Origin of the sequence: Sporobacter termitidis DSM 10068, assembly GCF_900130065.1 — a bacterium.
GTDB classification, from domain to species: Bacteria; Bacillota; Clostridia; order Oscillospirales; family Oscillospiraceae; genus Sporobacter; species Sporobacter termitidis.
The window spans coordinates 306004-320726 of the sequence record NZ_FQXV01000001.1 but is presented as its reverse complement, the minus strand read 5'-3'; the positions used below and the strand labels follow the sequence as shown (position 1 = coordinate 320726).

Below are 14723 nucleotides of genomic sequence, written 5' to 3'. Positions count from 1 at the left end.
AAACGCTTTAACCTCGTCAAATTTACTGATTTTCTTTCCACTTTGCCAGTTGTTCGGCAAGCGCGGAATTTGCCGGTTCGATATCCTGCTGATTGTTCATAAACTTTCTGACCTCGGCTTTATTGGCGCCCGCCGCGGCTTTGCGCTTTTCGAAGTCGCTGAGCTTTTCCCTGTGGCCGCAGATACAGGTGAACATCCTGTTTTCACCCTCGCCGCGCATCTCAAGTTTCTTGTGACAGTTCGGGCAGCGGGCGTTTGTCTCGATGACGACGCTTTTGCGATAGCCGCATTCCCGGTCCGGGCAGACGAGCATTTTTCCCTTTTTGCCCTTGACGTCCAGCAGGAATTTGCCGCAATCGGGGCATTTTTCACGAGTGACATTGTCGTGAACAAATTTTAAGTCGCTGGCCTTGACGGTCGTCACGAGTTTAGCGGCATAACCGCGCATGTCCGCAATGAAGTCCTGATCCCGGGCCTTGCCTTTGCTGATCAGGGAAAGCCGTTGCTCCCATTTTGCCGTCAGCTCGGCCGAGCGCAGCTCCCCGGGGACAATGCCCACGAGCTGTATGCCCTTTGAGGTCGGGACGATTTCCTTGCCCCGCCGCTCGGCGTAAAAGCTCGAGAAGAGCTTTTCGATAATTTCGGCGCGTGTGGCGGGCGTACCGAGCCCGCTTGTCGTTTCGAGCACCTCGCGCAGCTCTTTGTTTTCCATATGGCGCGCCGGATTTTCCATGGCGGTGAGAAGGGTCGCCTCGTTGTAGCGGGCGGGTGGCTTCGTCTTTCCGGCGATCAGCTTTGCCGCTGTGATTTTTACGCGGTCGCCCTGCCGCACCGGCGGCAGGGACTGATCACGCTCCTCCTCGCCGTCTTCGTCGTCCGAGGCCAAAAGATTGCCGTAGGCCGCTTTCCATCCGGCCGTTTTAACGATTTTACCCTTTGCGTAAAAATCCTGCTTACCGGCGGTGAGCTTTATTTTTGTCTCCTCGTATTCAAACGCGGGCGAAAGCACGGCAATAAACCGGCGGACGACAAGGTCGAAAATGTTGCGCTCCTCCGGCGAAAGACGGAACAGGTCGATCTGCTCGTCGGTGGGGATGATCGCGTGATGGTCCGTGACCTTGGCGTTGTTGACGATGTACCTGGTCGAGAGCGGGCGTTTTCGTATAAGCTCCTGGGCGAGCTCCTTATAGTCCCCGATGGCAACGCTTTTGAGCCTTTCCAAAAGGGTTGCGGCCACGTCGTCGGTGATGTAGCGCGAGTCCGTCCGGGGATAGGTCAGCGCCTTATGTGTTTCATAGAGGCTCTGCATATAGGAGAGTGTCTGCTTTGCGGTGTAAGCGTATTTTTTGTTGGCGTCGCGCTGCAGCTCCGTTAAATCATAGGCGGCGGGCGGCGCCTGATGCTTATATTCCCGCGTTACCGCCGACAAAACACCCTCGCCGCCGGAGACGGCGGCAACAATCGCTTCCGCCTTCGCCCGGTCGAAGATCATCGATTGCCCCTTTGCGTCGCGCCAGGTGGCCGTAAAGCCGCCGGCGGCAAGCTGCACCGTCCAATAGTCACGGGGCTCGAAGTTTTTGATTTCCTGCTCGCGTTCAACAAGCAGCGCCAGCGTCGGCGTCTGAACGCGGCCGGCGGACAGCGACGCGTTAAATTTGCAGGTCAGCGCGCGGGTGACGTTGAGGCCCACAAGCCAGTCCGCTTCCGCTCGCGCCTGGGCGCTTTTATAGAGATTATCATATTCGGCGGCAGGCCGGAGGGTCGAAAAGCCCTCTTTGATCGCCCTGTCTGTCTGCGACGAAATCCACAGGCGCTTCGCCGGTTTGTTCCAGCCCGCCTTTTGCATGATCCAGCGCGCGACGAGCTCGCCCTCCCGCCCGGAGTCGGTGGCGATGACAAGCTCCGCGATGTCGCCTCTTTTCATGAGAGCCTGCACCGCCTTGAACTGCCTGGCCGTCTCGTTCATCACGACAAGCTTCATTTTATCAGGCAGCATCGGGAGATCGTCCATATTCCAGGATTTATATTTTTCGTTGTAAGCCTCGGGGTCGGCCAGGGTCACCAGATGCCCCAGCGCCCAGGTGACGATATATCTGTCGCCGAGCAGGCAGCCGTCGCCCTTCTGATTGCAGCCGAGCACCCTGGCAATATCACGCCCGACGGACGGCTTTTCTGTAAGTACCAATGTTTTAGCCATAGGCTTGTCTATCTCCAATTCATGTCGTGATGCGTCGCGAATTTATGTCGAAACAGAACCCTGTCAACTGTCCAATATTTCTTTGACTCTGCCGACCATATCGCCCTCTTCCAGCATTACCTTGATGCCGTGGGGATGGTTTGGGCTGTTTGTCAGAATGCGTTTGACATGCCCCCGCGTCAGGGCGCCCGTGGCCTGATCCTTCTTCAGCACGATGTCCACGAGCGCGCCGATTTTGATGTCTGCCCTTCTTTGTCCGTTCAACACGATTGCTCCTTATCTGTCCGGCCGCGGCTCTCAACGATTTTCCCTTCATGCATCTGTATTTTCGTCATGCTGATGTGAAAGGCGTTTTGATATTTTGTAATAAGCGGCACTTCCTGTTTCGTCACGATGGAGATTGAAAGCCCCGGGGCGCCGCCCCGGCCTGTTCTTCCGGCGCGGTGCAGGTAATCCAGCGGGTCCTCCGGCATGCTGACGCTGAAGACAATCTCCACGTCGTCGATATGCAAACCGCGTGCCGCGATATCTGTGGCGACGAGCAGCCGCAGCTTGCCGCTGGCAATGCCGGCGAGCGCCCTCTGCCGATCCTCTTTTGAGCTTCGCCCCTGAAGGCTCGCCGCGTTCATTTTGTGATACTTCAATTTTTCGGTGGCAATATCGATGTCGAGGGTGCTGTTGATAAACGCCAGGGCACGCTTTGGGCCCAGGATATTCATAAGCTTGCGCAGCGTATCGACTTTGTCCCGCGCCTCGACGACGATATATTGGTGCCGTATGTTCTCCGGTATCTCGAGTTTTCTGCCCGTCCTGACGATTTCCGGGCTTTTGGCAATTTCCTCAGCCAGCTTCAGCGTTTTGTCAGGGATGCTGGCGGAGACCATGATGATTTGAGTATCGCGCATCACGGCCTTCAAAATCGTTTTGACCCGCTCGATATTGTTAATGTCGAGCATTCGGTCCGCTTCATCGACCACAACGGTTGCGATGGTGTGGGCGGTAATCTTCCTTAATTGTATCAGCTCAATCAATCTGCCGGCGGTGCCGATGATGATCTGGGGCTTCTCTTTTAGTTTTTCAATCTGAGACCGGATGTTGACGTCCCCGAAGATCACCGTTGATTTGACCGGCATTCCGGAATTCTTTGAAAGTGTCTGGACCTGATGATGAACCTGCATGGCAAGCTCATGCGTCGGTACGACAACGATAACCTGCATCACCGGCTCAATGGTTTTTTGCCGCGCGTAAAGGGGCAGCAGATACGCCAAGGTTTTTCCCGAGCCCGTTTCCGATTGAATGACAATATTCTTGTTTTCAATAATTTCAGGAATTGCCAGCTCCTGTACAGCCGTCGGTGTGTCAATTCCCTGCAGTGCAAGTCCGGCGATAATATCTTTACTAAGCCCCAACGCTTCAAAATCCATGGTGATAAGTGATCCTTTCGACTTTATATGGCTTATCATGACGCGAATTTATTTTGATTTCCACGCCGGCTCGATGCCCTCGCCGGTGATTTTTATGGCGCCTTCCTTTAAAAGCCGCCCGACCGCCCGCTTAAAGGCCCCTTTGCTCATGTTCAGCTCGGACTGGATTCTCTCGGGGGAACTGCTGTCATTAAGCGGCAGGAACCCCTTGGCTTTCAATTTCTCGAATATTTTGCGCGCGTCGCCCTCAATTTCTTTATAGGCGGGCTCCCGCAGGCTGAGCTCCAGCTTCCCGTCCTGCCGCACCTTGATGATTCTCGCCTCAATTTTGTCGCCGATCTGAAGCTTCCCATAGAGCTCTTTATTAGGGATGAGTCCGTGATACTTATTGTCCACAGCCACGAAACAACCCCATTCGTCGCTAATGCCGTAGACGATCCCCTGTACACGATCCTTTTGCTTATACGGAGACATCGCGCTCAGCTGATTATAGACCTTCATCGTGGCGCAAAGCCTTTGGCTGTTGTCGACATACAGCGCTACCAGATATTCGCCGTCTTTTTTTATTGTCCCTACCTGTTCTTTAAAGGGCAGAAAAAGATCTTTTTCCAGTCCCCAATCTAAAAAGGCGCCGATTTTTGAGATGTCAACCACCTTCAAAACGGCCAACTCGCCAAGAGACAGCTTAGGTTCTTTGACCGTGGCGATGATTCTGTCCTCGGAGTCTTTGTAGACAAAGACAGTTATTTCATCACCGATCTGCACCTCCCGCGTCACTTGATTTTGAGGCAGCAGTATCTCATCGCTGTCACTTTCATCCTTCATGTTCAGGTATGCGCCGAATTGCGTCAGCCGCTGGACATTCAATTTTTGAAATTTACCTAATTCTATCATACGTTGCCTCGGTGAATTTATTTGATACGGGTAAATTCGTTACTTCTTTTGATTAAAAAGGCTGAAATACCCTTGTTTTTTCTGCGATCATTTCTTTTTTTGCAAAATCGAACATCTTGTGCTATAATAATTATGTTAACTTAAGGAGGAGCATTGAATGTCGAATGAACGTATAATCAGACTTCTTATCAGCAAGTCCAATGCATATAAGGACGGATATGCGAGGGCTCTCGCCAAGGGCGATACATATGCGGCGAAAAAATGGAAGGAAGGCTACCAGCTCATTAAAGAAAGAATTTATGATCTGAAGCAAGAGTAATAGGCTGATAGAGCCTTTGAGACATTTTTCCGTCCTCAAAGGCTTTCGATTGCCACCCGTTTCCGTCGCCCTGTATCATATTACAGGCATTATGCCGCAAGATCAATTGTTTTACAATAATTCATCCTCGGTGGTTATTATTTTAAATTTCAGAGATGATAGGCATATAATTCGAAATCATTGACAAAATGCCGGTTCATCGCTATACTATTAAATCGTGGTACAAATTAATCGTTAAACGAAACGAGGCATTCTGTCTCGTTTTTTATTTTTAGAATTGAGGAAATCCATGACACAAATTCCATTTTCCCAGCTGAGTCTTACCCCCAAAATCGAAAGAGCCATTGGAGAGATGGGCTTCGACTTTGCCACACCCATCCAGTCCGAAGCCATACCGCTCATCAGAACGGGTGTCGACGTTATTGCCCGCTCACAGACGGGTACGGGCAAAACGGTTGCCTTTGCAATCCCGGCGATTGAAAAAGTCGACAATCACGAGGAGAAGGCGACCATTCAGGTGCTCATTCTCTGCCCGACACGGGAGCTGGCGATGCAGGCCGCAGATGAAATCCGCAAGGTGGCGCGGTTTAAAACCGGCATCCGTCCTGTTGAGATATACGGCGGCGCCGCGATCGACAAGCAGTGCATCCGTCTGCGCCGGGCCAATATCGTCGTCGGTACGCCGGGACGTGTCATGGATCATATGCGCCGCAAAACCCTGAAGCTGAACAACCTGAAGATGGTCATTCTCGACGAGGCCGACGAGATGCTGAACATGGGCTTCAAAGAGGACATCGAAACGATTTTAAGGGATACCCCGGAAAGCCGGCAGACCGTTCTTTTCTCCGCAACGATGCCGCCCGCGATTTTAAAGCTCACCCATGAGTTCCAAAAGGACCCGCAGATGATCGAGATCAATAAGGATCAGGTGACGCTTGCCGAGATCGAGCAGAATTATTTGGATGTGCCGCATAACAGGAAGAAAGACGCGCTTGTCGCCCTCCTGGATTTTCATGCGCCGGGTAAAGCGATTATATTCTGCAATACGAAGAAAATGGTGGATGAGCTGGCCGAGCTGTTGGCCTTCAGGAATTTCAGCGTCGAGAGCATCCACAGCGATATCAAGCAGTCTCAGCGGACTTCTGTCATGCAGGGCTTTAAGCAGGGCAGAACCTCCATCCTGATCGCCACGGATATTGCCGCCCGCGGCATCGATGTCAGCGATGTGGATTTGGTGATCAACTTTGACATTCCCGCCAATTCCGAATATTATGTGCACCGCATCGGCCGCACAGGGCGTGCCGGCAAATCCGGCCGATCCATCACGCTTTGCAGCGGCAATCGCGAGGTTTTTTCGATGCGGAATATAGCGCGTGAAGTAAAGTCGAAGATAACGCGGCTTGATCTGCCAACGACAGACGAAATTAAAAAGGTGAGCGGCGCCAAGATAATTTCCGCAATGGAAGAAGCGCTGCAAATCGAGGTAAAGCCTTTCTTTTCAGAGCTTACGGAGCAGCTCAGTGCGCGCGGCTTCAGCTATCAGCAGATTGCGGCGGCAGCAATGCAGCACTATTTCGAGCGCGATATGGCGTCCGCCGCCATACCGCACGCTGATAAAATGGATAAAGAATCATCCTCCAGTGTTGAGAAGACTGCCGGTAAGCCGAAACGGAAACTGGCCGCCTATGAGACTATCCTGATCGATATCGGTTCAAGTCATCACGCTGCGGTAAATCATATCATCGGCGCAATTGTCGACCGTACGGCGCTTTTAGTCAGCGATATCGGCAAAGTCGAAGTTTTTCCCGAGCAGACCGTGGTTGAAATCCCGGCGGGCCGGGGTGATGAAATTGTTAACGCAATGGCAGGCTGCAAAATGTGCGGGAAACCTGTCAAGACGGAAAGACTGGCAGGCCCCGGCAAAAAGACCGGTCCAAAGCCGCCCAAGAGTGCAAAAAGGGGCTGACTCAAAAACGGCAGAAAAAGCAGCGGATTTTCGACCCGAAAATCCGCTGCTTTTTCTGCTGGAAAGCTGCAAAACCTGTCCGCTGTCATTTATACTTGTTATTTGTGCAGCTTATTGCGCCTTGCCGAGGTTATTGCTGCATTATTTAATAAAGTTTAATAAATATTGATGAATTTTATTGAAGAAGAAAAGAGTTTTTTAGCTATTAATAAAACTGAAAAAAGGTAAATCATGTGCTATTCCTGCCGATATATTTTAAGTGATAATAAAATGAGAATTCTTTATTGCGAGTGAAAAAGAGCGAAAGCTCATAAAGAGAAAGGTACCTGGATTTATGAAAAAGTGGTTCGGTAATCTCAAAATCTCAAATAAGCTCCTGATCAGTTTCCTTATCACGACCTTGCTGGTTTTAATCATCGGTGTTATTGGTGTTGTAAATCTATCGATTTTAGCTGAGCATGAACAGTATCTGTACGACAATTACCAAACGGCGGCTGCGGCGGATGCGGGCAGCGACAGTACGACCTCCGCAACAGTGACGACGGAAAAAGTGAATAATGACAGCGACAAATCTACGACAGTTATTTATGCGATGATTGGGATTGTCGTTATATCAATCGTTATTTCCGTTGTGCTGGGAGTCCATATAAGCCGGCTTATTGGACGCCCGATGAAATTATTTGCCGAATTTACAAAAATGCTTGCTGTTGGCGATCTTGAGGTTGAGAAGATAATAACTCAGAAAGACAGAGAAATCATGTCCAGAAAAGACGAGATCGGCGTCTTGGCAAGCTCGCTGAACACGGTTATAGAAAGTACATATGAACAGGCTGCCGCGACACAAAGGATCGCCGGCGGGGATTTGACTACCAAAGTAAATGTCAGGTCCGAAAATGATACGATGGGAAAAGCCTTATCTGAATTGGTTAACAAATATCATAATTTAGTATTCAGCATTTTATTGGCGGCCGATCAGGTTGCATCCGGGGCAAATCTTGTATCTGATTCCAGTGTTGTTCTGTCGCAGGGGGCAACAGAGCAGAGCAGCTCTGTTGAAGAACTGACGGCGGCGCTGGAAGAGGTGGCGGCCCAGACCGCACAAAATGCAGATAACTCTCAAAAAGCCAACGAGCTTGCTCAAAGCGCAAAATCAGACGCGGAGACAGGCAATAGGCAAATGAGAGAAATGCTCGATGCGATGGATCAAATCAATTCGGCGTCGAGCAGCATCGGCAAAATTATAAAGGTGATAGACGATATCGCCTTCCAAACGAATATTTTGGCGTTGAACGCCGCGGTAGAGGCGGCAAGAGCCGGACAGCACGGCAAGGGGTTTGCCGTCGTGGCCGAGGAGGTCAGAAATCTGGCGGCGCGGTCTGCGCAGGCTGCGAAGGAAACAACGGAGCTGATAGAAGGCTCCGTCCGGAAGGTTGAAGCCGGCACGCGAATTGCCAATGAAACGGCCCTTGCGCTCAACAGAATCGTAGACGAGGTTACAAACGCTGCCGATCTCGTGGCGTCCATAGCCATCGCGTCCAATGCGCAGACTTCTGCTATTGAGCAGATTAATCAGGGGATCGCCCAAGTGTCGCAGGTCGTGCAGAACACGGCGGCGACGTCTGAGGAAGGCGCCGCAGCCAGCGAAGAATTATCCAGCCAGGCCGAACAGCTGAAAGAAATGATTGATACGTTTAAAGTAAAGCAAAATAATGCTTCAATAAACAAAGAATCACCGGCAGCTAAAGAGCAGAAATTTATGACCGATGCAAAATTAAGCATTTCTTTAAGTCATGACGATTTTGGCAAATATTAATTAAAAAACCACTCAAAAGTTCTGAAAGAAGCCGACTGCTGTAAAGCGGTCGGCTTCTTTTGTTATTGCTGGCGGCGAGGAAGAATCATTGCGCAAAAACCCGCAAAATATGAAAGCGTCCAGAAAAGTTAAATTGTTATATAAAAACAACTGATACTCACAAAATATTGACTTATATGAAATTGACAACAATTTTTACAATGATATAATTTGAATTATAAAAAATAACTTTTAGAAGTATGTTAAATATACGACAAAGTTTTGCTCATTTCGCAATAAAATAAATGGTAAACAGCCTCTGGCGGCGCCGCGCAGGTGTGCCCGCGGATGATACGTAAATTAAGGACTCACGGCTGAAGAGGTTAAACAGCTTCTTCAGCCAATATATTTAATGAGATTTAAAATATGGAAGACGCGATTTTTGAAGAGTTTGACGTTTTGAAAATCAGCAGGGGGGACGGCGGCTATGTCCTGGAGGACGTCTGCAAGCCGGTTATTTCCGAAATCTCCCTGAAAATATACGTGAACGGCATAGAAACAGCCTCGCTGCTGTGCCTCAACCGTCAGCAGGAGGAGCTGGCCCTCGGCTTTCTGTACAGCGAAGGCGTGATCAGCAGCGGCGAGGACGTTGGGGAGGTCTGCTACAACGAGAGGGCCATGGCGGTCCTTGTCACGCTCCGGGAGGGCGTTTCCGTCAAGCGGCAGGAGAGCCTCAGGAGCATCACGGCCGGCTGCGGCAAATGCTTTACCTATATCAATCCGCTGAAGAGGAGCCAGTTCAGAAAGGTGGATTCGGCAGGCCGGTTTTCACTGGAGGACATCATGCGTCGGATGCGGGACTTCGCCGGACGGTCCGATATTTTCAGGCTGGTCGGCGGGGTGCACAGTCTGCTTTTTTACACACCCGGATATTCGGTTTTCTCCGAGGACATCGGCCGGCACAACTGCCTTGACAAGGTGGCAGGGACGCTCCTGAAAGAGGGAAGGCTGGCGCTTGCCGAGGAGGGCATCGTGTTTATCAGCGGCAGGGTGACCTCGGAAATCATGACAAAGGCGATCCGGCTCGGCATACCGGTCATCGTTTCAAAGTCCACGCCGTCGGCGGCGGCCGTGAAGCTCGCCAATGAGTACAACATCACCCTGCTTGGGTACGCCAGGAGCGATACCGGTTACGTTTACAGCGGCGCCGGCAGGCTTTCGGAGGCGCCGCGCCCCGCAGCCCGTCAATTTATAAACACCGTTTGATTGTTCATATATCCCCATAAAAAGTCATGAATCATCAGGAGGAAAGGTTATTTCATGAAGCAAGGAGGAGCAGGCATTATGACAAAGCAAGTGGAATCCATTTGTCCGTATTGCGGCGCCGGCTGCCATATCATGTTTTCAGTCGACGAGGCGGCCAATAAGATCGTTGACGCCGTCCCCGCGAAAGGCCGGACAAACGACGGCACGCTTTGCCTGAAGGGTCACTACGGCTGGGACTTTCTCAACGATCCGCAGATTCTGACAAAGCGCCTTCGGCACCCGATGATCCGCAAGGGCGGAAAGGAATCGCCGCTGGAGGAGGTCGGCTGGGACGAGGCCATCCATTTTGTTGCCGGCAGACTGACGGAGATCAAAAACACCTACGGCCCCGATGCCATCATGGGCACGGCCTCCGCCCGCGGACCGGGCAACGAGGCCGCTTATGTGATGCAGAAGTTTATGCGCGCGTGCGTCGGTACGAATAATATCGACCACTGCGCCCGAATATGACACGCACCTTCTGTAGCGGGTCTACAGTATTCACTTGGTTCCGGCGCCATGACCATGGGGGTTCAGGAGATTGAAGACGCCGGACTTATCCTCAACTTTGGCTACAACGGAGCGGATTCGCACCCCATAGTCCAAAGGAGAATCATCCGCGCCAGGCAAAAGGGCGCGAAAATCATCTGCGTCGACCCGAGGGTCATCGAATCGGCGCGCATCGCGGACATACACCTGCAGCTTAAGGGCGGCACCAACCTGGCGCTCGTCAACGCGCTGTGCAATGTCATTTACACCGAAGGCCTCATGGATGAGAAATTCATCCGGGAGAAAACGACGGACTTCGACGAGTTCGTGGAGGTCATCAAAAAATACACCCCGGAGGACGTTTCGCCCATCTGCCGGATATCCCCGGAGGACATCAGGAAGGCTGCCCGCCTGTACGCCACGACGAAACCGGCCATGATCCTGTACGGCATGGGCGTGTGCCAGTTCGGGCAGGCTGTGGACGTGGTGAAGACGCTGGCCGATATGGCTCTCATGACCGGCAACTTCGGCAAGCCGGCCACGGGCATCGGCCCGGTGCGCGGCCAGAACAACGTGCAGGGCGCCTGCGACATGGGCGCGCTGCCCAACAACTACCCCGGCTATCAGAGCATTACCGACGATGCGGTCCGGGAGAAGTTTGAGAAGGCCTGGGGCGTCCCGCTGTCAAATAAGGTCGGCCTGCCCCTGACGCATGTCCCGCGCAGGGTGCTGCGGCCCGAGGACCCCTCCAAGCAGATACACGCCTACTATATCTTCGGCGAGGACCCGGCGCAGACAGACCCGGACATCAACGAGGTCCGGGAGGCGCTTGAAAAGTGCGATCTCGTTATATTGCAGGACATCTTTATGAACCGCGCCGGGCAGTATGCCGACGTGGTGCTGCCGTCCACCTCCTGGGGTGAGCACGAGGGCGTGTACTCCTGCTGCGACCGCGGCTTCCAGAGATTCCATAAGATGATCGAGCCGCCCGAGGGCGTCAAGGTCGACTGGCAGATCATCAGCGAGATATCCACCGCCATGGGCTACCCTATGCATTACAACAATACGCAGGAAATCTGGGATGAAATGCGGCGCCTGTGCCCGAGTTTTGCCGGCGCCACCTACGAAAAGCTGGAAGCGACCGGCGGCGTCCAGTGGCCCTGCCGCAGTGAGGACATGAGCGACAAAGGCACCGTTTACCTGCACAAGGGCAAGTTTTCAAATCCGGACGGCAAGGGCCGGTTCTACGCCACCGACTGGCGCCCGCCCCAGGAGCTGACGGATACGGAATATCCGCTCATCCTCAACACGGGCCGCGAGGTGGGGCATTACTCCGCCCGCACCATGACGGGCAACTGCCGCCTGCTCAGAAGCCTTGAGGACGAACCAGGCTGGGTCCAGATCAATCCCGAGGACTGCCTGGAATACGGCCTGGAGCACGGCGACCTTGTCCGGCTGGAAAGCCGGCGGGGCTGGTGCCTGTCTCGCGTGAGCTGCACCGACCGGACCTCGCCGGGCGCCGTTTTTATGACATATCAGTGGTGGATCGGCGCCTGCAATATGTTGACGAACCCGAACCTCGACCCCGTCAGCAACACGCCGGAGTATAAGTACTGCTCCGTGCGCATCGAGTGCATCGAGGATCAGGCGTGGGCCGAAAATTACGTGGTGACCGAGTACCGCAGGCTGCGGGAGAGCATGGGCATCGACGTCTCCGGAGAGGAGGCGGCAGTGCAATGAACGCATTCGTCAAAGGCAATCCCGACCTCTGCATGGGCTGCCGCACCTGTATGGTCGCCTGCGTGGTGTCTCATACGGGACGGCACATCTTCGAGCTCGACCCCGACGACTATACCTTTAACCCGAAGCTCCATATGGTCAAAACCCGCGCCATCAGCGTGCCGGTACAATGCAAGCATTGTGAAAATCCCGCCTGTATGGCGGCCTGTCCTCAGAAATGCATTCATATGGAGGATGGCACCGTTTTTATCGACACGGAAAACTGCATCGGCTGCAAGGCCTGTATGGAGGCGTGTCCCGTCGGCGCCATCGACATGGCGCCCGTCTCCGGCGTGTACCAGCCGGACGGCAAGGAGCGGTATGTGGCCAACAAGTGCGACCTGTGCCGTGAGCAGTCGGGCGGCCCGGCCTGTATCCGCGTGTGTCCCACAGAGGCGCTCAAGCTTGTCAGCTATGAAGAGATCGCCGACACGGCTCAGGAGCGGCGCCTCGCCGCGGCAAAAGCCAATGCTGACGGCAGCCTGGGCGCCGCGGCGCAAGCTAAATAAATCGGAGGTATACATATGGCCAAACAATTAGGCGCGTTCGTCGTGGGCGACAGCGATAAATGCACCGGCTGCAAAGCCTGCGAGCTGGCGTGCTTCACCGTCCACAACCAGAAGAGCAACGGCGTGGGCAGAACCGTCGGGACGGTCTCCGTTCCGGTCATGCCCCGGCTTTTCCTGGTCAAGGGGGAAACATTTTCCGTCCCTGTCCAATGCAAGCACTGTGAGGATGCCCCCTGCCTGAACGCCTGCACAAAAAAAGCCATTTCCCGCGTCGACAATCAGGTCATCATCGACGAGAAGAAATGCATGGGCTGCAAGGACTGCATGATGGCCTGCCCCTTCGGCGTCATCATGCTGGCCCAGGTCTATGACCGCGGCAAGGTGCTGCGTCAGACGACGGGCGAGGCGGTAAAGGGCGCGTTCAAATGCGACCTGTGCGCCGGCAGGGAAGCGGGGCCGGCCTGCGTCGAGGTGTGCCCGCACCAGGCGCTGCGGTATGTCGACCCGGTCGAAGAACGCAAGGAAAAGATGCGCCGCGCCGCGGAAACCCTTGCAATCACGAAAACGCTGTAAGGAGGCCCGGCATGGAAGTAATCTGTATTGACGAAAACCTCTGCACCGGCTGCAGGGAATGTGCGGAGATATGTCCCTCCTGGGCCATCGAGGGCGAGCAGGGCAAACCGCAGACGATCAACAAGGACAAATGCGTTATGTGCGGCCAGTGCGTGCAGAAGTGCAAATCCTATATATCCCCGGCGATCCACGGCGAGGAGGCCTACAGACGTGTCCGGGAAGAGCGGGGCATCCCCGACAGTGTCACGGAGCCCCTGTTCGCGGCGTATAACGTCTGTCACCTGAGCGAGGTGAAGGCGGCGCTCAGCGATCCCGACAAGTTCACGATGGTGCAGAGCGCGCCGGCCGTCCGCATGGGACTGGCCGAGGAGTTCGGCTATCCCTTCGGCACGATCGCCGCCGGAAAGCTGGCCGCCGCGTTGCGCCGGATCGGCTTCGACAAGGTCTATGACACGAACTTTTCCGCCGACCTCACCATCATGGAGGAGGGCACCGAGCTTATCAAAAGAGTGACGGAGGGCGGCGTGCTGCCGATGTTCACCTCCTGCTGTCCCGCGTGGGTCAAGTTCCTCGAGACGAGTTATCCCGAGATGACAAAGCACCTGTCCAGCTGCAAGAGCCCCCAGCAGATGCTCGGCGCGGTATTCAAGACCTATTGCGCGAAATTGGACAACGTCGCGCCGGAAAAGATATTCAGCGTCGCCGTGATGCCCTGCACCTGCAAGGAATTTGAGGCAAACCGCCCGGAGATGAACGCCAGCGGCTGCCGCGACGTGGACGCCGTTCTTACGACCCGCGAGCTGGCCTGGCTCATCAGGGACATGGGCATCGACTTTGACGCGCTGCCGGAGGAGGCCTTTGATTCGCCCGCCGGCGACTATACCGGCGCGGGGCATATCTTCGGCGTCACCGGGGGTGTGATGGAGGCGGCGATCCGCACCGGCTACGAGCTGATGACAGGCCAGCCTATTCCAAATGTGGAGGTCACCGCCGTGCGCGGCACGGAGGGCTTCCACACGTCCGACATCAAGGTCGGCGATATGACGCTCAGGATCGGCGTCGTGACGTACCTCAAAAACGTGATTCCCGTTCTGGAGGATATCAAGGCCGGCAGGCTCAAGCTGGATTTCCTGGAGGTCATGACCTGCCCCGAGGGCTGCGTGACCGGCGGTGGGCAGCCCAAGTTCCTGATGGAAACGGACAAAAAGGAAGCGTATAAAAAGCGCCGGGAGGGCACCTTTGAGCACGACCGCGCGCTGCCGATACGCAAGTCCCACGAGAATCCCAGCATTCAAAAGCTCTATGCCGATTTCCTTAAGGAGCGGAACGGCAAGCTCTCCCACAAGCTGCTGCATACGAAATACCGCACCAAATAAAACAGTAAACGTATGAGGGAGGCCTGCCGGATGAACCGTCAGGCCTCAGTTTGTCGAAAAAGCTGCATACAGAGGGGGACGCCTCGCAGAGTTTGCCGCC

The 14723-nt window shown here is 54.0% G+C and carries 12 protein-coding genes; 8 read left to right on the top strand and 4 right to left on the bottom strand.

Translation table 11 applies throughout. From position 1 onward, the window contains the following. Positions 1-22 precede the first annotated feature (22 nt). The 4 genes from BUB60_RS01500 to BUB60_RS01485 all read right to left on the bottom strand — a co-directional run bounded on the left by BUB60_RS01500 (position 23) and on the right by BUB60_RS01485 (position 4515). Positions 23-2197 carry a DNA topoisomerase III gene (locus tag BUB60_RS01500; protein WP_073075864.1) on the bottom strand — a complete coding sequence of 725 codons (2175 nt, stop codon included), beginning with the start codon at positions 2195-2197 and terminating at the stop codon, positions 23-25. 63 nt (positions 2198-2260) lie between these two features. Then, positions 2261-2461: a YwbE family protein gene (locus BUB60_RS01495; RefSeq protein WP_073075863.1), complete on the bottom strand. Its 201-nt coding sequence runs from the start codon at positions 2459-2461 to the stop codon at positions 2261-2263. Next, positions 2458-3621 (bottom strand): DEAD/DEAH box helicase, encoded by a 1164-nt coding sequence (locus tag BUB60_RS01490; RefSeq protein ID WP_242941115.1) that lies wholly within the window; start codon positions 3619-3621, stop codon positions 2458-2460. Before BUB60_RS01490 ends, BUB60_RS01495 begins: the two co-directional genes overlap by 4 nt. A gap of 48 nt (positions 3622-3669) precedes the next feature. Further along, entirely contained in the window at positions 3670-4515 is an 846-nt protein-coding gene (locus BUB60_RS01485) for a CvfB family protein (RefSeq protein ID WP_073075862.1), read from the bottom strand. A 157-nt stretch (positions 4516-4672) separates the two neighbouring features. Here BUB60_RS01485 and BUB60_RS20025 point away from each other — a divergent pair, with 157 nt between their 5' ends. From BUB60_RS20025 to BUB60_RS01445, 8 genes are all read left to right on the top strand, one after another. Then, a complete protein-coding gene (locus tag BUB60_RS20025) occupies positions 4673-4834 on the top strand; it encodes a hypothetical protein (protein WP_159435321.1) in 162 nt (53 codons plus the stop codon). A gap of 289 nt (positions 4835-5123) precedes the next feature. Beyond that, positions 5124-6800 (top strand): DEAD/DEAH box helicase, encoded by a 1677-nt coding sequence (locus BUB60_RS01480; protein ID WP_084726162.1) that lies wholly within the window; start codon positions 5124-5126, stop codon positions 6798-6800. Between the two features lie 334 nt (positions 6801-7134). After that, the gene (locus tag BUB60_RS01475) at positions 7135-8613 is read left to right on the top strand and encodes a methyl-accepting chemotaxis protein (protein WP_073075860.1); all 1479 of its coding nucleotides are present in this window, start codon (positions 7135-7137) and stop codon (positions 8611-8613) included. Positions 8614-9018: 405 nt separating this feature from the next. Next, the gene (gene fdhD, locus BUB60_RS01470) at positions 9019-9858 is read left to right on the top strand and encodes a formate dehydrogenase accessory sulfurtransferase FdhD (protein ID WP_073075859.1); all 840 of its coding nucleotides are present in this window, start codon (positions 9019-9021) and stop codon (positions 9856-9858) included. Between the two features lie 78 nt (positions 9859-9936). Next, entirely contained in the window at positions 9937-12126 is a 2190-nt protein-coding gene (gene fdhF, locus BUB60_RS01460; protein ID WP_084726161.1) for a formate dehydrogenase subunit alpha, read from the top strand. Continuing rightward, positions 12123-12674: a 4Fe-4S dicluster domain-containing protein gene (locus tag BUB60_RS01455; RefSeq protein ID WP_073075856.1), complete on the top strand. Its 552-nt coding sequence runs from the start codon at positions 12123-12125 to the stop codon at positions 12672-12674. The genes fdhF and BUB60_RS01455 overlap by 4 nt, the downstream gene beginning before the upstream one ends. 15 nt (positions 12675-12689) lie before the next feature. Then, positions 12690-13247, top strand: a complete 558-nt coding sequence (locus tag BUB60_RS01450) for a 4Fe-4S dicluster domain-containing protein (protein ID WP_073075855.1) — start codon at positions 12690-12692, stop codon at positions 13245-13247. Between the two features lie 11 nt (positions 13248-13258). After that, complete coding sequence (locus BUB60_RS01445; RefSeq protein WP_073075854.1) at positions 13259-14623, top strand: [FeFe] hydrogenase, group A; 1365 nt, start codon at positions 13259-13261, stop codon at positions 14621-14623. Positions 14624-14723 lie beyond the last annotated feature (100 nt).